Here is a 21,701-nt window from a genome sequence, read left to right as displayed (position 1 = left end):
CAGACCTTAATGGTTGCACGCTAGAGTCTGGATTCCACTTCAACGAAGAGTAGTTCCCCATGTCTGGCGATTCTTCCCTGTTGGTCGAAAAGTTATGGCGATTAAAACGTCGTATCGATAAAGGTGCCTGCCCCGGCGTCGAATTCGTTCACCTTAATACGCTCCTCAGAGAGCCCGCGTATCGGGCGGATGTGCTCAGGAGGGTTGAGTTATCTGGTACGCCGGAACTCAAGGCGCTCGCCAGGGAGATCCAACTCAACGACGACGGGCAACCGCTGATGGCGAAAGAAACCACTGCCCGCTTTGAAGCAACAGAGGAACCTCGTATTGCTCAAAAGAGCTGGCTGCGACGCAACTCTCTCATTGTTTTCCCGATGCTTGCCATTGGTTCAACTGCGGTCGGGTTCACTGCATTTGAAGATCGTTCTGTACGCGTTGATTCTGACATTCTGGTTGATACCACATGGGAATCTGGCAAGCGTTACATCCTTGAGAAAACTATTTACGTTGAGAACTCCAATCTCAACATTGAACCGGGTGTCACCATTGAGGGTGAACACGGGTCAGCACTTGTCGTGACTGCAGATTCAAAGCTTTTCTCCAGAGGCTCATCGGACAAGCCGATTGTATTTACGAGTGCCCAGACTGAGGGCAACCGGGCGCGTGGCGACTGGGGCGGTGTTGTTTTGCTTGGCAAGGCGCCGGTGAACCAGCCCGGAGCCTCCATCGAAGGTCTTCCTGAAGGTGAGACACGGGGCGCATTTGGCGGTACCAACGCCGAAGATTCCTGTGGGGTTGTAGAATTTACCCGCATCGAATTCGCTGGCTTCGAAGTCTACAAAGACAACGAACTGAACGGTCTGACGCTCGGCGGCTGTGGAAGCAACACGATTGTCAGAAATGTGCAGGTTCACCGTTCTCTCGACGATGGCATTGAGATGTTTGGCGGCAATGTCGATCTCAAAAACATCGTCATCACCGGTGCAGGAGACGACAGCATTGACTGGGACTGGGGCTGGACCGGAAACGTCCAGTTCGCTGTTATCCAGCAGCATCCTGATGCCGGCGACAACGCGTTTGAGGGTGATAACAACGGTAATGATCACGAGGCAATGCCCCGCTCGGAACCCACCTTTTACAATGTCACGCTTGTGGGCGGCGGCAACAGCCAGAAGAAACATCGCGGCATGGTGCTGCGCGAGGGTTCAGGTGGCCATTTTCACAATATGCTGATCGACAGCTACGCAATTGAGGCTATCGATACCCGCGACAACGTGCTTTCGCTGGTCAACCGCGACAGGCTGACATTTGGCAACAACCTGTTGACCAACCTCGGACATCTGGGCCAAGTCACCCGAGAATCCGGCAAGGATGACGATGACTTTGGCTTCAGCGAGCAAGACTGGATGGAAGAGCCACGGAATCACAATGTATTCCGTGTAGAAACGGCCCTGTTCCCAAACGCCAAAGATCTCACCAACCCGGTTTTCATGCCCAGGGTCCAGCTTCGGCAAATGAACGCGACACGCCCGCCACAAAGTGAATTCTTTGATGAGTCGGCCAACTTTGTCGGTGCTGTGAGTCCGGTATCCGCCCAGAGCTGGCTAGACGGTTGGACTGACTTCCCTGCAAATTAATCATCAGGACGAGTTCTCGGGCCATGGACGGCCCATTCAGAGCTGGTGGCTATATGACCGTAACATTGGAGTTTCTCGGAACAGGAGGCGCGCACAGTGAGGACCTGGGAAGCTCAAGCGCGAAGATCTGCTTGCCCAATCACCAATCGATGCTCATCGATTTCGGCCCAGACACGTTCTTTGCGGTAAAAGAACGAAAACTCCAGTTCGATGCAATATTCCTGACCCACGCCCATCTTGACCATGTTGGTGGCCTCGAACGCTTGTTCTTTAACATCGCTTTCAAAGAGCAACGCTCAATAAAACTCTTTATACCTGTCGGCCTTGTAACCCGATTGCATCAGATATTCGGTTCGGCCGGCTCCCAGGTTGCGGAGGGCGGTATGAATTTTTGGGACAGCTTTCAGCTGATCCCAGTCAGCGATGCGTTTTATTTTGGAGGTTACCGTTTCAATGTCTTCCCAGTGCGGCATCACTTTCCTGGCGAGGCATTCGGTTTGGCTTTGCCCGGTTGTTTCGTTTACACCGGCGATACTCGGCCCATTCCCGAACAGCTCGTCGCTCATGCAGGACGGGGGGAGTTAATCTTTCATGATGCTACAACTGCAACAAACCCGGCCCACTCAGCATTGAACGATCTTAAGAGGGAATATGCTCTGCATAATGTTCTTGAGCGATTGATTCTTTATCATTTTGACAGTGCTGCTGAGCGTCAGTTCGCAGAAGGTCAAGGATGGAGAACTGCAAGGCTTGGTGTGATTTATCAGTTCGGATACAACCAAGGCTTCGCGGGTTCCGCAGAGTCAACTGACGAACAGAAGGCTGCGGAGGAATTGTCAGCAAACGTGCATTGATATCTTCCCGCACTCTTTGATCAGCTCCAGTCCTGGGTCAATTTGAGCATCTGGTTCTTGTAGGGGGCGATCGTCTCAAGCAAAACGTTGGAGCGGGCAAACCAACTGCGAGCCCAAGCGATTTCGTTCTCCGCTTCATCATAAATGGTCGACTCAATGGTCCATTGGTGCAACCCGGAGTGTATGACTCGGGCAACAGTTGCAACGCGGCTTTCCCAGAGGGCCTGGAACGGCTGCAATTCAAACTTGTCACATTTAGCCAGCAGCGAGGTTTCCTGGGTATTGGCGGCTAGCTGGGAGGCATCGTGCAACAGTTGAAAGACAACAGATTCCTTGACTACTCCCCATGGGGTGTTGGAAAAGGGCGTGAGACGTACGGAAATCGAGCAATAGCCGTATTCCAGCTCAACGCTGGGACAGAATCCAGGCATCGGAGGTTGATGACAAGTACAGGGAGGTTAATGCTTTAAAATGGCGGTTTCGCTTGCTCACTGAGATCTCTCCCTTAATCTGTAACGCCCGATAAACATGGCATTTCAGGGATTGAATCAGGACCCTTCGTCTACATCGGGAAAAGTTGAGGCATTTGGTCTCCCGAGCACAAGTGTGACTGCAATTGCGACCGAGAGTAGATTCATAACACTCCTGTAAGCTCTAGGATCCTCTAATAGTATTTCAGTGTTGAGACAATCGATCCGCAACACTGTTCATTGAAGCGAGGTAAAGTCATGCGGTACAGACTCAGTCCTAACGGAAATTTTGCGAAGCAGATGAGACGGCTGATTCGTTCGATCAATGACGACATCGCTCTCTCACTTCTCCGAGCGTGCCGGGAGCCTGAAACTGGCGTTCACGAGGCCCGGAAAGGATGCAAGGAAATTCGCGCAATACTGCGGCTCGTCAAGCCCCATGTGGATAAGGCGGACTTCAGCGATAATCAGTCATTCTACAAAGCAGTCTCGGGCAAACTAGCGGGTAACCGGGATGCGCTCGTCAGGACAAAAACCTGGAACGCTCTCGTAGCTGAAACATCGCATTTGGGAGCTACGCCTGCGGATACAGTTACTCGCTTTTTATCAGCACAAGCCCAACTCGATCCCCTGTCGGAAAAAGGCAGCGACTTTTTCGTAGATCTTGCTTTGGAAGTCGATTCAAACAGCAAATCGCCGAAAGATTGGAGTCTTCCAGAGTCCCTTTCCGATCTTGTCCCAAATCTTAAAAGAATCTATGAGAAAGCCCGTAAAGCAGAAAAGAAAGCCCGCGAATCGGATGATATCGAGGACTTTCATGAGTTTAGAAAACGGTCCAAGGACCTTTTTTATTGCTTGAGAGTTCTTCGACCGATGTTCGGAAAGGGTCTCAAATCAAAAGTGTCACAACTTGAGATTCTCACTGAGACTCAGGGTAACGCGAACGATTTTGCGGTATTGATGGATTATCTCATAGAGCATCGAGAGGCCCTGGACCTTGCTGAAAAGGATTTTGAGCCCATAAAACATGAAATTCAGAAGGAACTGGACAAATTACAGAACCGTGCACATAGAGAGGCGAAAAAACTTCTTTCTGAATCTTCGAGCTCCTTCATCAAACTGTTATAAGTTCAGAGTATGCCTGACTAGACAACACTGAGGATCTAGTCATGCCCGCACAACCACAGACCAAGGCACTTATTGGATACTCGTTTTTGATCGGCTTTGCCAATGATCATGTTTTTGATGCCAAAGAACTGATTACTCTGGAAGCGCTAGCGCGTGCACAAGGGCAGGTAGATGGATCACAGGTACTTGCACTTCGCGCGCTGCTGGATCGCCTGGAGGCGTTGAACTTGCCGATGAGTATTCGCTTGGAGATTGATCAATTTCGGGAAATCAACAACATTTAGCCGGTTGCCACGACTTTAATGATCTTAATCAATGAGGATCCGGTGCGCATTGGTCACAATGACTATGAAATGGCTAATTTTCATACAAAATGAGAATGGGTTTAGGCCTTTCCCCGCGGTAAAACCGGTCTATTATTGAGCGGTAATTTGCAAAGTGACAGCTTAGTGCCTGAAATGGAGTCCCCACTCATGAACCCAGATCTTCTTGCCCTTGCACTGATGAACGACCCCAATTGTACTCTTCAGACAGTTTACGACGAGCGGACTGACACGTCTGATCCCGACGAAACGCGCGCCTCTTTCGAAATGGTGGCAGATGATGGTGAGTTGATTGGTTACATCAAAACCTGGCATGACGACGATTACGCCGGTTTCGTCCACTTTGATGCGGAGTGCAACGTTGTAGACTGGAAGACGTTTGCAAAAGGTAGCGCACCCAAGCGGTACAAAGTCACGAGATTGTCATAGAAGGCAGTTATTCTTCTGCGCTGTGGATTAGCGTCATCGTGTTTTTCCACCAGTGGATCTTCATTGCCGGGAGCGTCGTTTCCCGGTTTTTTCTGTCATGGTATCCGTAGTGCGAAATTCCACTAAGGTGTACAGAAGGGCCCAGGCGTGGATTCTTTGAACAGCCTCAAGTCTGAATTTCTCTCCTCCACTGCGGGTTTACGGTTCCGTCCGAGTGTCGAGATTACGTCTGGTCATTGTTCTCTATCGATACATCTTTCGCCTTTCTCTCTCTCACCATCCGGCCTCATTCTCGATTCAACGATCTTTCAGCTTCTGTTCAACGCAGCCTCTCTCAGCGCGAACACCGTCGTTCCGGAAGGCGAGGTGAGCTGTATCGAGTTTGAGTTGCCGCCCGCGCCTCCGTCGTGTTGTTCCACGGCTGTTGCTGTTGCCGATGTTGTACAGGCTGATCCTCATCAGATCTTTGTGACTGCAAGCCTTTATGGAGACCTCGATTTTGAGATTGCCTACGCTGTCGGCAAATTCCAAACTCTTGAGAGACCTTACACGCAGGGTATGCTGAGTTCAGACCAGGCCTGCGTATTCCAGACCAAGGTTGCCACTGATTCCAGACGAAGCCTGCCACCCATTCCACGCGAAAGCTGCCACTGATTCCACGGCAAAGCTGCCACCCTGGCAGGCTGCCTGACTCGCCCCATCGAAGCCGCGTGACGCGGGATAACTTAACGGTACTCTGATCCTTTTCATCCGGAGAAGGTCAGATGCCCGCGAAGAGGTTATCCATGCGCAAGATCAAAGATGTCCTCCGTCTCAAATGGGACAGAGAACTGAGTAACCGCCAGATTGCGGCGGTCTGCGGCGTCAGCCGCCCCACTGTGAGCGAATACCTGCGCCGCACGGTTGAGGCCGGTCTGAGCTGGCCATTGCCAGCGGATCTGGACGAGGCCCATCTGGAGCAGTTGCTGTTCCCGCAGCCACCGGATCTGCCGGCACAGGCCAGGGGCATCCCCGACTGGCAGCACATCCGTGACGAACTCGCGGGCAAGAATGTCACCCTGTTCCTGCTCTGGCAGGAGTACCGACAAGCCAACCCGGACGGCTATCAGTACAGCTGGTTCTGCGAGCACTACCGGGCTTGGCGGGGCAAGCTGGACCTGGTGATGCGCCAGGACCACCGGGCCGGTGAGAAGCTGTTCGTGGACTATGCCGGCCAGGCCGTGCCCGTCATTGACCGCACCACCGGAGAGATCCACGAGGCGCAGGTCTTTGTCGCGGTGATGGGCGCATCCAATTACACCTACGCCGAAGCCACCTGGAGCCAGACATTGCCGGACTGGATCGGCTCTCACACCCGGGCCTTCCAGTATCTGAATGGAGTTCCGGAATTAGTGGTCCCCGACAATTTAAAATCGGGTGTTACCAAGGCTCACCGGTACGAGCCGGACCTCAATCCAACCTATCAGGACATGGCCGCCCATTATGGGGTCGCCATTGTTCCTACCCGCGCCCGTAAGCCCCGCGACAAGGCCAAGGTGGAGGGTGGTGTATTGATCGTTGAGCGCTGGATCCTGGCGGCCTTGCGCCATCACCAGCACTTCTCCCTGGGGCAACTCAACGCCACCATCCGTGAGCTGTTGGAGAAGCTCAACAGCCGCCCCTTCCGCAAGTTACCCGGCTGCCGGCGCGACCACTTCGAACAGTTGGATAAACCGGTTTTACAGCCATTGCCGGTAGAGCCGTATGTCTACGCCGAGTGGAAGAAGGCCCGGGTCCACATCGACTACCACGTCGCCATCGACAGGCATTACTACTCGGTGCCCTACACCCTGATCAAGAAAGAGGTGGAGGTTCGCATCACTCACAACACCATCGAATGCTTTTACCGGGGCAACCGGATCGCCAGCCACCGGCGCTCCGACCAGAAGGGACGGCACACCACCATCGCCGCGCACATGCCCGAATCCCATCGCCAGGCGGGCGAGTGGTCGCCGGAAAGGCTGATCGGCTGGGCCGCCAAGACCGGACCGGCGACGGAGAAGCTTATCCGCACCGCACTGGGTGCCCGCAAACACCCACAGCAGGCGTACCGCTCCTGTCTGGGCATTCTCCGGTTGGGGCAGAGCTACGGCGAGTCGCGGCTGGAAGCCGCCTGCCAACGCGCCCTGATGCTGGGCAGTTGCCGGTACAAGAGCATTGAATCCATCCTCAAACACCGTCTGGATCAGCAGCCTCTGGAAGAGCAACAGGAACTGGCTTTACCGGACACTCACGACAACATCCGTGGCCCCGCCTACTACCACTGAAGGAACCTGACATGTTGAAACATCCCACACTGGATAAACTCCACGCCCTCAAACTGGCCGGCATGGCCGCCGCCCTGGCGGATCAGTCGACCATCCCCGACATCACCGATCTGAGCTTCGAGGAACGCCTCGGGCTACTCGTGGATCGGGAAATGACCGAGCGAGATAACCGACGCATGACCAGCCGGCTGCGCCGGGCCAAGCTGCGACACACGGCCATTCTCGAAGACCTGGACTACCGGAACTCACGGGGCCTGGATAAAGGGCTGGTCCAGTCACTGGCCGGTTGCCAATGGGTGAAGGAACATCTGAACGTGCTCATCACCGGCCCCACCGGGGTCGGCAAAACCTGGCTGGCCTGTGCTCTGGCGCACAAAGCCTGCCGGGAGGGTTACACCGCCCAGTACGTCCGCCTGACCCGACTGCTGCGGGAGCTGACCATTGCCAAGGGAGATGGCCAGTACGCCAAGCTCCTGACCAACCTCGCCAAAGTGGATGTGCTGATCCTGGATGACTGGGGGCTCATGAAGCTGAGCGCAGAGAACCGAAGAGACTTGCTGGAGGTGCTGGAAGACCGCCATGGCAGACGCTCCACCATCGCCACTAGCCAACTGCCCATGGATCAATGGCATGACGTGATCGGTGACGCCACTCTGGCAGACGCCATTCTGGATCGGCTCGTACACAACGCCTACAAGATCAATCTGCGGGGCGAATCCATGCGAAAACAGCAGGCAAAGTTGACGAGCACTGAGACTTCGGAGTAAGAAGAGAAACCCCGCGTCGCTACGCTCCGATGGGTGGCAGCCTTGCTCCGGTCCGGGTGGCAGGCTTCACGTGGAATGGGTGGCAACCTTCAGCGGTTTACGCACAGGCCAGCCCAGAAGGCTTCACCTCCGCATTTGACATCGTTCGGCCTTGAGATTCTGGAAACGCTACTGCACTGGCACTATTTCCGTAACCAAATCGTCATTCTCTGCCTTCACACTACCTGCTCTCTCGAAGATCAGATGCTGATCTTATTGTCCGGCTTCCTGGACTGGAGCCGGTTTTTTCTTTCCCCACAGTGCTTTTCACGATCCCGAAACAAAGGATTGCTTGAATAGTCGCGTTGAAAGGAAAATCCGTTAAACACCGTATTTAGGGTGATGCGCTCAGGATGAGCCCTCTGAAGCAGATTTATCTGCGCGTCGTTTCAACGAGGGCATATATGTCAATCATGGAAAACGCGATCGAAGGTGTGGAAGCCCGTGTCCTTTGGTCCTGTAAGCAGAGATGTGTAGAGCTATTGGAACTAGGCTTCAAGGAGGTGAGTGGCTTCTTCAAGCCATTCCGGTACGAAGTTCACATTAAAGGAGAAAGTTCACTTTTCCGTAGCACGAGTGAACACGCTGCCAGGCACTACCTGACAATGCTATTGGGGGATCCGATAGACGAGCTTGAGCATTGCTCCGGCTAAACTACTCGAACGATACGGTCTTCCGCCTTTCTGTTCTTCAGGAAAAATTCCAGCCCTTTAGTTAGCGACACATCGTGACGCCTGCTACTTGCTCAAAAAATACCCAATTGTCGCAAGACTGACATATTTCTCTGGGATGCTGAAAGTGAGGACGGACTAAGCCACTGTTCTTGAATCCAAGCGTTGCTCATCTGATTGCCGGGCGTGACACTCCCGGCTTTTTTGTGCCTTTGACGCCATCAGCTAAGCTTTTGAAAAAATCGTTTACAGTTGCTCATGATGGACAAGCTCTCGGAAATCCTCCATCTCACCATCTGCTACCTTTTTCAGGATGACTCGTAGTATCAGGTTGGCAACTGGATGTTCGGAAACAAAACAATTGGATTCAAAAGGAGCAGGACTGATCATGAAGACCATGAAAACAATAGCGGCAGTGGCAACCTTCTCACTCACTCTGGCAAGCACGCAGGTACTGGCAGAAATGCAAACTGAGACCGTCGAGTACAAGATCGGCGAAACCACCTTCACCGGTTATATGGCCTGGGACGACGAATTTGAAGAAAAGCGCCCGGGTGTTCTGGTGGTCCACGAATGGTGGGGCCACAATGAATTCGCTCGGGAGCAGGCAGAGCGGCTTGCGACCTCTGGCTACACGGCGTTTGCCCTCGATATGTATGGCTCCGGCAAGCTGGCGGACCACCCTGATACCGCCCAGAAGTTCATGCAGGAAGCGACCAAGGACATGGATCAGGTGAAGGCGCGCTTCATGAAGGCGATGGAGATCCTGCAAAACCATGAAAGCGTTGATGCGTCCCGCATTGCTGCACAAGGCTACTGTTTCGGCGGCGCGGTGGTCCTGAATATGGCACGTATGGGCGTGGATCTGGACGGCGTCGTCAGCTACCACGGTGCGCTTGGCAGCCCCATAACCGCCGAAGCCGGAACAGTGAAGGCCAGGGTTCAGGTGTACACCGGTGGTGCCGACAAGATGGTTCCCTCGGACCAGGTCGCCGGCCTGGTGAAGGAGATGCAGGATGCAGAAGTCGATCTCACCCTGGTGAGCTTTCCCGGCGTGCTGCACTCATTCACCAATCCTGGCGCTGACAAGGTCGCCGAGGAGTTCGGCATGCCGATAGGTTATGACGAAGAGGCCGCCACCCGTTCCTGGGAGGGAACCATGCGTTTCTACGAGGCTATTTTCGCCCGGTAACACCGTGCGCTGAACACCGGAACCCGGCCTGGCGGCCGGGTTCTTCTGCTTCAGAGGGACGACGCAATACTGTTGCGAACGTCTGTCATCAGATCATCCAGCGGCAAAGCCCCGGACGCCATCGGGGGATGAATGACGATTTCAATGTCACCGCTGCTGAAGGCAGCACTTCCCTTGGGCAATCGCTGGTGGGACCCACAGATGGTGACGGGAAGAATCGGAAGCTCGCCATCCTGTGCAATGACGAAACCACCCTTCTTGAAGGGTAGTAATTTGCCATCCCACGAACGGGTTCCTTCCGGGAAAATCAGAATGCCGGTGCCGTCCGGGAGCTGGCCGACACCCCGCTTGATGCTCTCCAGTGCATCACTGCCTTTCGAACGATCGATAAACAAATTCCGCGAGGCTTCCAGTGCCAATCCGAACAGGGGCACCTTGCGCAACTCTTTCTTGATCACCCACCGATATTGCAGACCAAGGGCGAGCACCAGCGCCGGGGGATCAAGATAGGAGGCATGGTTGCTCAGAATGACATATCGCTGACCGGGCTCGATGTTTTCCCTGCCACGAACCTTGAGGCGGATACCGCAGACTTTCAGGATAATCCATGCATAGATCTGGGTGCCGTGGAACGCCGCATCCCCTCGCTTCCCCAAAAGGGCCGCAATAACAATCGGGAAGAACAGAATCAGGGTGAGCAGTATGGCCCAGAACAGGATCCAGGCGGCCTTGAGCAGTCGGAGCATGTAATGATTCCTGGAGATCTCGACTTCCGGTTAAACAAGCAGCAGGTCGGTAAAGATTACACAATGATGGGAAAATGACAAAAGCGTGCCACCTTGCCAGGCGTTTTTCAGCCATTAAAAAAGGCAGCCGAAGCTGCCTTTTTGGCGGTTATTGCCGAATCCATCAGGGATTACAGGGCAACAACGTTCTCCGCCTGAGGACCTTTCTGGCCCTGGGTAACGGTGAACTCAACCTGCTGGCCTTCTGCCAGAGTTTTGAAACCGCTGCCCTGAATAGCGCTGTAGTGAACAAAAACGTCCGGGCCGCCTTCACGAGTGATAAAGCCAAAGCCTTTTGCTTCGTTGAAGAACTTAACAGTACCGGTAGTAGTAGACATACTTAAACTTCCTGAAATCAATCATATTATCTGCCGCCTCGCACCTTCATGGTGTCAGGTCAGCGTTTTGCGGAAATACAGAACTCGCGGAATCAAAAACAGGACGGTCACTACTAACTGCGGAGGTACGTCTTATTCATGAAATGCTTTACTGAATCTTTCCTACGCCCTTCACTCTACTCCTGAATCCGAAGCTTGCCAAGGGTATTTTCGAGAATTTGTGTAGGTAGTGGTACCCATCATCCCTTCACCAGGCCAAAGGTGTAAATTCCCAGTGCAGTCATGAGGATGGAGCCGACAACGTGGGCCAGAATACCGGTGATGGCCATGGCCCATTTTCCGTCCTGGATTGCAGCAAACATCTCGAGTGAAAACGTCGAAAAGGTGGTCAGCGCACCGCACAATCCGGTTATGGCAAAGAGCCGCCACTCCGGTGCCAGCGTGGTGCCATGGCTGAAGTAACCGATCAGCAGCCCGATCAGCCAACCACCACTTAGGTTGGCAACCAGCGTTCCGTAAGGAACGGCATGGTATGTCGTGTTCAACCACAACCCCAGAGCCCAACGAAGGTTGGCGCCGATAACGGCGCCAACACTCACAGCAACGAACGACAACCACATGTCAGGGCTGTCTCCTGTCAGGCAGGGTTGTGATCAATCACTGTCTCCTTGTTGCGCGCAAACTCATCAAACGGGAAGTCATCGACCGTCAGCATCTCAAGTACAACGGTCTCATACTGGCGCATGAAATCGGCCTCTTCCTTGGTATAGATACCAGCCTTCAGGGCCGCCTCAAACCGCTCTTCCGGATGCAAGGCGGTCATCGGCAATTCACCCTTGGCGTAGGCCTTGGTCGCTTTCCGGTATAGCTGTTCTGCCTTGTCGTAGTCCTTGAGCAGACCGTTGTAGCGAGCCACCGGATTCTCCACGGTACCCTCGCCATTGGTATGCCAGATGCTGGCAATCAGCTTGTTGCGGATAGGCGTGTCTGTGGAGATTGCACGAGCCAACTTGCGCGCAAGGTCGTCCTGCGGACTACCCCAGCGACGGCCGAGCGGCATCGTGACGCCCCGCAGAACCAGCGCCACGGCACGATTCGGCAGGTTCTGGAGGAACTCATCCAGGGCGTTTTCAGTGCGATGCAGCAGCATGCCCAGGCTGTACTCCATTACTTCCTTCTCACCCTCTACCGGCTGAGTCTCGTGCCAGTTCTTGAGGACCATGGAAGCCAGGTACAGGTTGGACAGCATATCCCCCAGCCGTGCAGAGATAAGCTCCCGCATTTTCAGTTCGCTGCCAAGCGTGGTCATCGCGGCATCCGAGCACAGACCAAAGGCCGCACTGAAGCGGGCCACGGCCTGCGCGTACTTGCGACTGGCACTGTCAAACGGCACATCTGCCCGTCCAAGACCCAGAGCCTGGGTGAAGGCGCGGGCGGCATTGCCGAAAATCAGCCCGGCGTGGCCGAAGAACGCATCGTCAAACGCATTGATATCATCGTTGTCCTTGGCCGCCAGCTCCTTGAGCACATACGGATGGCAGCGAATGGCGCCCTGACCGAAGATCATCAGGCTGCGGGTCATGATGTTGGCACCCTCAACAGTGATCGAGACAGCGGCACCGCTGTAGCCTATGCCCAGGTAGTTACGCGGGCCAAGCGTGACGGTCTTGCCACCGTGAACGTCCATGGCATCGGTCAATACACCGCGCTGGAACTCGGTAAGGTGGTATTTAAGGATGGCAGACGGCACTGCCGGCTTCTCACCTTTATCAATCATATTGGCAGTGTGGTTTACAGCTGCCTGAGAGATATAGGTCTTGGCGGCGATTCGGGCCAGAGGCTCCTGCACACCCTCCATATCAGCAACCGGCGTATTGAACTGACGGCGGATACGGGTGAAACCACCAGCGGTGCCAACGGCCGACGCAGCCGCACCGGCCGCACCGGAGGGCAGGGTGATGCAGCGACCCACCGACAGGCACTCAACCAGCATACGCCAGCCCTGACCGGCCATATCCACGCCACCGATGATGTAGTCCAGCGGAATGAAGACGTCTTTACCCTTGATCGGGCCATTCAGGAACGGGCTGCCAATCGGGCAATGACGACGGCCGATCTCCATGCCTTTGGTGTCCCTGGGGATCAGTGCGCAGGTAATACCATAGTCTTCGGTTTCGCCCAGGAGCCCGTCCGGATCGAACATGCGGAAGGCAAGGCCAACAACCGTTGCGATGGGCGCCAGGGTGATCCAGCGCTTCTCGAAATTCAGCCGGATACCGACAACTTCCTTGCCATCGACTTTCTGTTTGCAAACGATACCGGTGTCCGGAAGCGACGTCGCATCTGAACCAGCCCTTGGGCCCGTCAGACCAAAGCAAGGAATTTCACGACCGTCTGCAAGCCTTGGCAGGTAATGGTTTTTCTGCTCCTCGGTGCCGTACTTGACGAGCAGCTCGCCAGGACCAAGGGAATTGGGTACGCCCACAGACACCATGAGCGTCTCGTTGGATGCCAGTTTTTGCAGAACTGCAGACTGCGCCTTGGCAGAGAATTCGAGGCCACCGTATTCCTTGGGAATGATCATCCCGAAGAAACCTTCCTTCTTGAGGAAGTCCCACAGCTCTTCGGGCAGATCAGCCCGCTCGACCGCCACGTCCCAGGTGTTACACATGGAAATTGCCTGGACACACTGATTGTCGACGAAGGCCTGTTCTTCCTCGCTCAGGCCGGTATTGCGGTTGATCAGCAGGTTGTGCCAGTCAGGCCGACCAGTGAACAGTTCACCGTCCCAGCCGACCGTACCGGCTTCGAGAGCCACTTTCTCAGTCTCGGAAACCTTCGGTGCGACCTTCTTGAACATCGCGAAAATGCGGGGTGTCAGCCAGCTTTGGCGAAACCCGGGGAGGCCGGCAGCAGCTGTTAGGGCGGCACCAATAAACAAAACCAGGGCCAGCAAACCAGAGGCAAAAATCAGCGACAGCAGGCCGGTAACGGCCATTACGCCAATCGCGGACGTTGCACCAGACTCGCGCCGCATCACAATCAGCAGGCCAGCCAGTGCCACTACAAACAGTATGAAAGTCATCATAGGTTCTCTCTGTCATCCATGGTTCGGGAATGTCGAAGACTATAAACCGTTACGTTTACGGTACCGCATCAGATGAGGGCTGACCAGCAAATGCCGCACAGTCAGCCAGTTACGGAGATCACACCTGGCATTATGCGGTCACGATCACACGAATGCCTTCCAATGCCAGACTGGCGTGCCCTATCGCCTCTTTTGCCGCTTCGAACTGATCGCGGAAAAAGTCGATTTCCTCCTCACGAATCGCCGGATTCACCTTTTGCAATGCTTCCAGCCGACGGATTTCCGGTCCGAAACTGGCCTCCAACTGCTCAAGCGCCTGAGACTTCAGGGGCTCCAGATGAGGCTCCGACAACCGCTCCACGTGGTCCACCATGGTTTCCACCTGGGGCCGGATCTGCGGAACGATGGCCTGGGCCGTGCGCCGCCGGATATTCGAGCACATCTCGTTGAGCCGGTCGTGAGGCAACGCGCCCGAAAGCTCCTTGCCATTGACATCCACCAGCAGCCGAAGTGGCGAGACCGGCAGGTAGCGGGTCAGTTGGAGCGCTTCCGGTGCCGGGCAGTGCACAGTAAACAGGGCCTCCATCAACAGCGTTCCGGGCGGCAGCGCCTTTACGGAAAGACTGGCGAGGGCGGCCTTGCCAAGGCCGGAGCTGGTCACCGAGTCCATCACCCCCGTGACCATCGGGTGCTCCCAGCTCATGAAAGCCAGGTCTTCCCGCTCCAAGGCATTCTGTCGGTCCCAGGTCACGGTAATCCCGTCTTCCGGTAATTCGGCGACATGGCCGGCCTGATATTGCTCGCCGGGTCGCAGAATGTCGGAGTGATCGGCATGGTCTTCGACATCCACGCCGAGGATGTCAAAAGCCTCCATCATGTAATCCCGAACCCGGGCCTCGGATTCTTCGTCTTCGATGGCGGCGATCAGATCCTCTGCCACCTCAGGGCGACAGGAATTCAGCTCGATCAAGGCATCACGGCCAGCCTGCAAGAGCGTTTTCAGGCGCGTTGCTTCGTCCGCAGAGGCCTCGACGAGTCCATCAGCCACATCAAGGTCGCCATCAATAGCCTGCTGCCACTGGGCCTGCACCGCTTCCTGAACGGCAACGCCCACCGCGCAGCTCTCGGCAAAGGCGTTCAGGCCCTCGTGGAACCAGCGGAACTGCACCTCCTGACTGGTGCCACTGAGATAGGGCACGTGAATATCAATCGCTTCTGTCTGACCGATCCGGTCCAGCCGCCCGATGCGCTGCTCGAGCAAGTCCGGGTTTGCAGGCAGATCGAAGAGCACGAGATGATGGGCAAACTGGAAATTGCGGCCTTCGCTGCCGATTTCAGAGCAGATCAGCGCCTGGGCACCCTGCTCCGTGTCGGCGAAATAGGCGGCGGCGCGATCACGCTCGATCAGGCTCAGGTGTTCATGGAAGGCAGCACTGCGGATACCCGCCCGCAGCTGGAGATAATGTTCCAGGGCCATGGCGGTCTGGGCACTGGCACAGATCACCACCACTTTGGCCGGGCGCAGGCCGACCAGCTTTTTCTCAAGCCACTCAACCCGGGGATCGTCCGCCAGCCACTGCTCCTCGGGCACCAGTTGCTCCGGGGCCAACCCCTGAATACCTGAGGCCTGCCCTTCGTACATGGCCGGACAAGGCAACGGTGCAGGATCGGGTCGGCGCTCGGGAAATCCCTGGATGGCCGCCCGGGTGTTACGGAACAGCACGCGACCGGTACCATGCCGGTCCAGCAGGGCATCGATCACCGATTGCCTCGGATTGTCACCGGCAAACAGCTGGTCCAGCTCTTCACCCAACCATTCCCGCAGCAGCTTCTGATCACCCTCGCTGATATCGGAGCTTTCGTCCTGAAGACGCCGGACAACACTGTTGATGGCTTCATACTGCTGCTCTTCTCTGCGGAAGGTTTCCAGATCATGGAAACGGGCCGGGTCGAGAAGCCGCAGGCGGGCAAAGTGACTGGCGATACCCACCTGCTCGGGCGTTGCTGTCAGCAAGAGCAGGCCGCGGCTGACCGCCGACAGTTCCTCAACGATCCGGTATTCCGGGCTAACCTCTTCAGGGCTCCACGCAAGATGATGGGCCTCATCAACAATCATCAGGTCCCAGTGAGCCTTGAGGGCATCGTCCTGCGCCTTCTGGCTTTTCTTCAGGAAGTCGAGACTGCAGAGCACCAGCTGTTCGCTCTCGAACGGATTCACCGCATCTTCATCGCCAAAAATATGGTTTACCAGCGCATCCACGTCGCTTTCCTGCTCTTTCAGAGCGTCGTAGCGACCCTGATCCACTATGGAAAATCGCAGATTAAAGCGGCGGAGCATTTCCACCAGCCATTGATGGGTGAGGGAATCCGGCACCACGATCAAGGCACGCTTTGCCCGGCCAGTGTGCAGCTGATAGTGGAGGATCAGCCCCGCCTCGATGGTTTTGCCAAGACCGACCTCATCTGCCAGAAGAACCCGTGGCGCATGGCGCCGGGCAACTTCATGGGCAATGTATATCTGGTGTGGCAGATGCTGCGTGCGGGCGCCGATCAACCCCTGGGCTGACGATGCCCGCAGGCGGTTCATGTGCTGAAGCGTGGCAAACCTCAGGCGAAAGGCACCGTTGCGATCGAACTGGCCCGCGAACAGCCGCTGGTGCGGTGCAGAAAAATTCACGGATCCGGCGAGTTTCACCTCGGATATTTCGTGCAGATCGGTGCCGTCGTCCCCGTGATACAGGAGCACCCCGCCCCGGTCCTCAACTGCACGGACGGTGTACCGTTCGCCATCGAAGGTCTCAATCTCTTCCCCCAGCTGATAGATGATGCGGGACAGCGGGGCGTTATCAATCGCGTAGGTGCGCTCCTCATCGGCGGCGGGAAACCCGAGGGTCACCCGGCGCCCGGAGATATCCGTGACGATCCCGAGCCCCAGGCCGGTGTCACTGTGGCTGACCCAACGCTGACCAATAACAAATTCCGATGTATCCAAGAAACCTCCAGACCAATTAAGTTCTTGTGGCGCCGTTCTCACGCACCCAGTAAGCCGTCGCCCCACATACCGCCGCCGGAACGACAAACAAATTCAGCACCGGCACCATGGCAGCCAGCGCCACCGGCAGGCCAAAGCCAAAGGCAGACAGGCGGGTGTCGCCGAGCAACCGTCGCAGTGCGGGGAAACTGACCTTGTGGTTGTCTGCCGGGTAGTCCACGTATTGCAGCGCCATCATCCAGCTGTTGAACAGGAACCAGAGAACAGCAGCCACCAGATTAACAACCGGTATAAGACCGATGATCAGTAAACCGATAGCCCGCGGCAGGTAATACAGGATCTTCTGAACCTCGCGCCAGAGTGCGCGGGGAATATCCTTGATGATCGATGCCCAGCTGTCATCGGTATTCACCTCCTGGCCGGTCAGGTGCTTTTCTGTCAGCTCGGCAAGATAGCCATAGAAAGGGGAACCAATCAGATTGGCAACGATCACAAAGCCGTAGGCGAGCATCAGTACGATGACCGCCCCATACAGAATCCAGAACAACCAATCCAGTGCCTGAAGCCACGCCCAGTCCGGCAACCACGACATCGCGGTGGCAATCAGGCCTGCAAACAGCTCTCCCATGAAGAAGAACAGCAATCCGAAGAGCAGAATATTGATAACCAGTGGAATGATGACGAACAGCCGAAGACCGGGCTGACGAATCAGGCGGAAACCCTCACCCAGGTAGCCCAGTCCACGAAAAAAATTACCCTTGAGCATAGCTGGCAGGACCTCCGCTTCAATGACAATGACGGGGCGCAAAGCATATCATGTTGGCAACATTCCCACAGCCCGAGAACGCTCAGTGACTTCCCCGATGGATACATTGAAACAACAACTGACCAGCCTGCTGCAATTCCGCCCCCTCTGGCAGGCAGCCTTTGTGGTTTCCGTTCTGGCCATCGGGTTTCTGGCGACAACCGACAGCCCTCATGCCATACCTTCATCGTCGAACGACAAGGTGAACCATCTGATCGCCTTCCTCGAGCTCACCATCCTCACCCGGCTGGCCTGGCCGGAGCTCCGGCCCATCTGGTTTGCGCCGGCCCTGCTGGGCTTTGGCCTTGGCATTGAGCTTATCCAGGCAACCCTGCCCTATCGGGAATTTTCCCTGGCCGATCTGGCTGCGGACGGCGCCGGCATTGCCATCGGACTTCTTCCCTGGCCCGGCATCCGAAACGCCGGAAAACCGGATTTGCGAAATTCGCCAGAGTCGCTGTGAGATATCTCTTACAAAGGCGTGAGATCTTGCAGCGACGTTGTGTGCGCGGCAGTGGCAGAAACTCTTTAGAAAAAAGCTAACTCACTGATAACTTTGTTTTATTGGAGACACCCACGCTGACATCTCCTGCGATGCGTGCACAGTTCACACGTTTGTCAGAATCCAGTTGGTATATTGTTGTTGTCAAGGATGACAGGGAAATGGACGACGCACTGGATGCACCCCGGCAAGGATCGCGGGGAGAGGTAGGGACACAAGGACGCCTCGCTTAAGGGATAACTATTCGGATAGCCGGCTCGGATGCCGGCACCACGGAGTGGCTCAAGGATCTCGCAACAAGGCTGTTGCCAAATGCGCAAGGATGCGCCGACCTGTTCCGAGAAAGGGTAACCGTTTGGTTGCCCTTTATTTTTTTATACCTTCTTTTTTCTCACCTCTGATCCATCACTGGTTGTTCTCGGCCAGGTAGATACGAACCTGATTGAACTCCTCGAATTCGTTAAGATCCGGCCAGGTCCGGGCCTCAAGCGTTGTCTGCTTGCGGTAGGCATCGTCACCCAACACTTTCATCCGCGAATCCGCCAGCAGCACCCGAGGAGCCGCCTCGCGTAAAACGCCGAGCAACGGCCGGTTTTCCGGATCGTAGAGCACATCCGCAGCGGCCACGACATCTATTTCGTCCGGCCGGGCTGCCCAGTCAGGGCAAAGGCCAACGGAAACACCATTGAGAGCCGCATTCGCATTGGCCGCGTCCAGCGCAGCCGGATCAATGTCACAGGCGATGGCTTCCCTGGCTCCGGCCATTGCCGCCGCGACAGCCACGATTCCGGATCCCGAGCCGAAATCCAGGACGCGCTTGCCCTCAACCCAATGGGGATTGTCCAGAATCCAGTTGGCGAGCACCTGGCCGCTGGCCCAGCAGAACGACCAGTAGGCGGGTTCGGCAACGACCGCCTGGGCCTCTTCGTGCGATAACGGCCCCTCAAGCACCCTCGGGTCAAAGAGGTACAGGGCAATGCGCTCACAGCCGGCAGGACGGGAAACGGCCACCCGGCCTCGGGAGAGGGTTTTGCGCAGGTGCTGATTCAGACTGTCCACTGACATGGGGTACCCAACCTCAATTTTCCGGAAGGCGTCATTGTACCCGTGACCAGTCCGGGAAACAGGCGGCGACAAGCAGAAAAACCCCATTTCCGCTATACTGCCGCCTCCATCTGACAACTGGTTTACCGCTGAAATGGCAAGCAGACCCGACACCGACGACTACCTTTCCCTGTTCCTGAATGATGTGCCGCTGATGGACGTCCGGGCACCGGTAGAGTTCAGCCGTGGCAGCTTTCCGAATACCGAAAACGCGCCCCTGATGAACGATGAGGAGCGCCATCGGGTTGGCATCTGTTACAAAGAGAAAGGTCAGGACAAGGCGATTGAATTGGGGCACCAGCTTGTGTCCGGTGACATCAAGGCCCAGCGCATTGAAGCCTGGAAACGTTTTGTCGCCCGCCACCCGAACGGCTACCTGTTCTGTTTTCGGGGCGGCCTGCGCTCCCGGCTCACTCAGCAGTGGATCCGGGAGGCCGGCATTGACTACCCGCTGGTCAAAGGCGGCTACAAGGCATTGCGGCGATTCCTGATCGACAGTCTGGAAGCGCAGATCGAATCCGGCGAGTTCCGCATTCTCAGCGGGCGCACTGGAACCGGCAAAACGCGGGTTCTGCAACAGTTACCCAATCCGGTGGATCTTGAAGGCCTGGCTAATCACCGGGGCTCCAGTTTCGGGCGTCAGGTAACACCGCAGCCTTCACAAATCGATTTCGAGAATCGGCTGGCGGTAGCCATGCTCAAGGCCCGCCATCTGAACAGTGGTCCGGTCTATCTGGAAGATGAAAGCCGCCTGGTGGGCCGTTGCGCCCTGCCCGAATCCCTCAAGGAGCGCATGGCCAGGTCGCCGTTGCTGATCCTCGAGCAACCGATGGAAGAGCGTATTGGCATCATCCGTGAAGATTATGTTGAGGGAATGTACTCGGATTACGTGGACCGCGACGGGGCCGAAGCAGGGTGGCTGAATTTCCGGGATTATCTGCTGAGCGCCATTGACCGCATCCGCAAACGCCTGGGCGGGGAGCGACACCAGCAGCTGCGCGGCCTGATGGAACAGGCACTCCTGCAGCAGGAAGCCACTGGAGAGACAGCGGCCCACAACGCCTGGATCCAGTCACTGCTCCAGGATTATTACGACCCAATGTACGACTACCAACTGGGCAAGAAAGAAGGCCGGATTCTTGTCCGCGGAGGCCCCGAGACCATTCTCGACTGGGCCAACAAGAGCTCGGTTGCGTAAGGCCCTGACTGAATATTACGCCTGCAGTACACAGCCCTGACATTTGTCTGCTATATAAAGGAATAGACGAATCAGGTTGTTGCAGTAATTTGTCCGTTAATCCGACACTTATGAAAAATACCAACGAACAAGGAGTCCTTTATGGAAGACCTATTTGGCGCTGAAGGCGGTGCCTCGGAACTCATGAATCAGGCCATGTCTCTGGTCATGACATACGCACCCAAGGTCGTGCTGGCCATTGTCACTCTGATTGTGGGCATGTGGCTGATCAACCGGTTTGTCGGCGTTCTAGATAACAAGCTGGGCAAAAAAGACCCCACCCTGAACAAGTTTCTCTGCGGCCTCATCGGAGCAATCCTCAAGATTCTGCTGCTGATCTCTGTCGCCTCCATGGTCGGCATTGCCACCACCTCCTTCATTGCCATTATCGGTGCTGCCGGCCTGGCCGTCGGTCTTGCGCTTCAGGGCAGCCTCGCCAACTTCGCCGGCGGCGTGCTGATCCTGATCTTCAAACCGTTCAAAGTTGGTGACGCGATTGATGCTCAGGGCTACCTCGGCTCCGTCCGCGAAATCTCCATCCTGTACACCATCGTCGACACCTTCGATAACCGCCGGATTGTGATCCCCAATGGTCAACTGGCCAACGCCAGCCTGACCAACCTGAGCGCCTATGAAACCCGTCGCTGCGACATGAGCTTCGGCATCGGCTACGGTGATGACATCGACAAGGCCAAGGCCATCTGCAAGCGCCTCATTGAAGAAGACGAGCGCGCACTGAAGGACCCCGAACCACTGGTCGTTGTTGGTGCCCTGGGCGAAAGCTCCGTCGATCTGACCGTTCGGGCCTGGACCAAATCAGGTGATCTCTGGCCCTTCTACTGGGACATGCATGAGAAAGTGAAGAAAGCATTCGACGCCGAGGGCATCAGCATTCCGTTCCCCCAGCGCGATATTCATATGATTAAAACCGACTGAGATTCGCGATCGGTTTCTCATTGATACATCCGGTTACTCGCAAACTGCGTAACCTCGACTAAGCTGACCATTAATGGCGGGGTTGACCAACCCCACCA

At 55.8% G+C, this 21,701-nt stretch carries 20 protein-coding genes; 12 read left to right on the top strand and 8 right to left on the bottom strand.

Annotation, left to right across the window (positions count from 1 at the left end):
- The first annotated feature begins 59 nt into the window (after nt 1-59).
- Together AC13E3_RS14140 and AC13E3_RS14135 are read left to right on the top strand one after the other, a co-directional pair.
- Entirely contained in the window at nt 60-1,637 is a 1,578-nt protein-coding gene (locus AC13E3_RS14140; RefSeq protein WP_008173586.1) for a hypothetical protein, read from the top strand.
- A gap of 53 nt (nt 1,638-1,690) precedes the next feature.
- Nucleotides 1,691-2,491, top strand: coding sequence for an MBL fold metallo-hydrolase (locus tag AC13E3_RS14135; RefSeq protein ID WP_008173589.1), 801 nt, complete (start codon nt 1,691-1,693; stop codon nt 2,489-2,491).
- Between the two features lie 20 nt (nt 2,492-2,511).
- Here the strand turns inward: AC13E3_RS14135 and AC13E3_RS14130 are convergent, their stop codons facing one another.
- Nucleotides 2,512-2,922: a hypothetical protein gene (locus AC13E3_RS14130; protein WP_139043669.1), complete on the bottom strand. Its 411-nt coding sequence runs from the start codon at nt 2,920-2,922 to the stop codon at nt 2,512-2,514.
- Nucleotides 2,923-3,261: 339 nt separating this feature from the next.
- Between AC13E3_RS14130 and AC13E3_RS14125 the strand changes: the two genes are divergently transcribed.
- The 7 genes from AC13E3_RS14125 to AC13E3_RS14095 all read left to right on the top strand — a co-directional run bounded on the left by AC13E3_RS14125 (nt 3,262) and on the right by AC13E3_RS14095 (nt 9,816).
- On the top strand, nt 3,262-4,089 hold the full coding sequence (locus AC13E3_RS14125; RefSeq protein ID WP_405417342.1) for a CHAD domain-containing protein: 828 nt from the start codon (nt 3,262-3,264) through the stop codon (nt 4,087-4,089).
- A gap of 41 nt (nt 4,090-4,130) precedes the next feature.
- Nucleotides 4,131-4,373, top strand: coding sequence for a hypothetical protein (locus tag AC13E3_RS14120; protein ID WP_008171491.1), 243 nt, complete (start codon nt 4,131-4,133; stop codon nt 4,371-4,373).
- 189 nt (nt 4,374-4,562) lie between these two features.
- Nucleotides 4,563-4,841, top strand: a complete 279-nt coding sequence (locus AC13E3_RS14115; RefSeq protein ID WP_008171489.1) for a hypothetical protein — start codon at nt 4,563-4,565, stop codon at nt 4,839-4,841.
- Between the two features lie 147 nt (nt 4,842-4,988).
- A complete protein-coding gene (locus AC13E3_RS14110; RefSeq protein ID WP_482902162.1) occupies nt 4,989-5,495 on the top strand; it encodes a hypothetical protein in 507 nt (168 codons plus the stop codon).
- Nucleotides 5,496-5,605: 110 nt separating this feature from the next.
- The gene (istA, locus tag AC13E3_RS14105) at nt 5,606-7,147 is read left to right on the top strand and encodes an IS21 family transposase (RefSeq protein WP_008172940.1); all 1,542 of its coding nucleotides are present in this window, start codon (nt 5,606-5,608) and stop codon (nt 7,145-7,147) included.
- An 11-nt stretch (nt 7,148-7,158) separates the two neighbouring features.
- A complete protein-coding gene (istB, locus tag AC13E3_RS14100) occupies nt 7,159-7,914 on the top strand; it encodes an IS21-like element helper ATPase IstB (protein ID WP_008172942.1) in 756 nt (251 codons plus the stop codon).
- Nucleotides 7,915-9,012: 1,098 nt separating this feature from the next.
- Entirely contained in the window at nt 9,013-9,816 is an 804-nt protein-coding gene (locus AC13E3_RS14095) for a dienelactone hydrolase family protein (protein ID WP_039881979.1), read from the top strand.
- Nucleotides 9,817-9,866: 50 nt separating this feature from the next.
- On the opposite strand, the gene AC13E3_RS14090 is transcribed toward AC13E3_RS14095, so the two are convergent.
- The 6 genes from AC13E3_RS14090 to cysZ all read right to left on the bottom strand — a co-directional run bounded on the left by AC13E3_RS14090 (nt 9,867) and on the right by cysZ (nt 17,785).
- Complete coding sequence (locus AC13E3_RS14090; protein ID WP_008172949.1) at nt 9,867-10,562, bottom strand: lysophospholipid acyltransferase family protein; 696 nt, start codon at nt 10,560-10,562, stop codon at nt 9,867-9,869.
- Between the two features lie 170 nt (nt 10,563-10,732).
- Nucleotides 10,733-10,939 carry a cold-shock protein gene (locus tag AC13E3_RS14085; protein WP_008172950.1) on the bottom strand — a complete coding sequence of 69 codons (207 nt, stop codon included), beginning with the start codon at nt 10,937-10,939 and terminating at the stop codon, nt 10,733-10,735.
- Between the two features lie 239 nt (nt 10,940-11,178).
- A complete protein-coding gene (gene crcB / locus AC13E3_RS14080; protein WP_008172952.1) occupies nt 11,179-11,559 on the bottom strand; it encodes a fluoride efflux transporter CrcB in 381 nt (126 codons plus the stop codon).
- A 17-nt stretch (nt 11,560-11,576) separates the two neighbouring features.
- Entirely contained in the window at nt 11,577-14,027 is a 2,451-nt protein-coding gene (locus tag AC13E3_RS14075; RefSeq protein ID WP_008172955.1) for an acyl-CoA dehydrogenase, read from the bottom strand.
- A 130-nt stretch (nt 14,028-14,157) separates the two neighbouring features.
- Entirely contained in the window at nt 14,158-17,019 is a 2,862-nt protein-coding gene (gene rapA, locus AC13E3_RS14070) for an RNA polymerase-associated protein RapA (RefSeq protein ID WP_008172956.1), read from the bottom strand.
- A 16-nt stretch (nt 17,020-17,035) separates the two neighbouring features.
- The gene (gene cysZ, locus AC13E3_RS14065) at nt 17,036-17,785 is read right to left on the bottom strand and encodes a sulfate transporter CysZ (protein WP_008172957.1); all 750 of its coding nucleotides are present in this window, start codon (nt 17,783-17,785) and stop codon (nt 17,036-17,038) included.
- Nucleotides 17,786-17,882: 97 nt separating this feature from the next.
- On the opposite strand from cysZ, the gene AC13E3_RS14060 reads away from it, so the two are divergent.
- Complete coding sequence (locus AC13E3_RS14060; RefSeq protein ID WP_039881983.1) at nt 17,883-18,287, top strand: VanZ family protein; 405 nt, start codon at nt 17,883-17,885, stop codon at nt 18,285-18,287.
- A gap of 444 nt (nt 18,288-18,731) precedes the next feature.
- On the opposite strand, the gene AC13E3_RS14055 is transcribed toward AC13E3_RS14060, so the two are convergent.
- A complete protein-coding gene (locus AC13E3_RS14055; RefSeq protein ID WP_008172959.1) occupies nt 18,732-19,391 on the bottom strand; it encodes a class I SAM-dependent methyltransferase in 660 nt (219 codons plus the stop codon).
- Nucleotides 19,392-19,524: 133 nt separating this feature from the next.
- On the opposite strand from AC13E3_RS14055, the gene mnmH reads away from it, so the two are divergent.
- Complete coding sequence (gene mnmH, locus AC13E3_RS14050; protein ID WP_008172960.1) at nt 19,525-20,628, top strand: tRNA 2-selenouridine(34) synthase MnmH; 1,104 nt, start codon at nt 19,525-19,527, stop codon at nt 20,626-20,628.
- A gap of 141 nt (nt 20,629-20,769) precedes the next feature.
- Entirely contained in the window at nt 20,770-21,603 is an 834-nt protein-coding gene (locus AC13E3_RS14045; RefSeq protein ID WP_008172961.1) for a mechanosensitive ion channel family protein, read from the top strand.
- Nucleotides 21,604-21,701 lie beyond the last annotated feature (98 nt).

Source organism: Marinobacter sp. L-80 (assembly GCF_056859395.1).
This window is presented reverse-complemented; position numbering and strand designations above follow the sequence as displayed.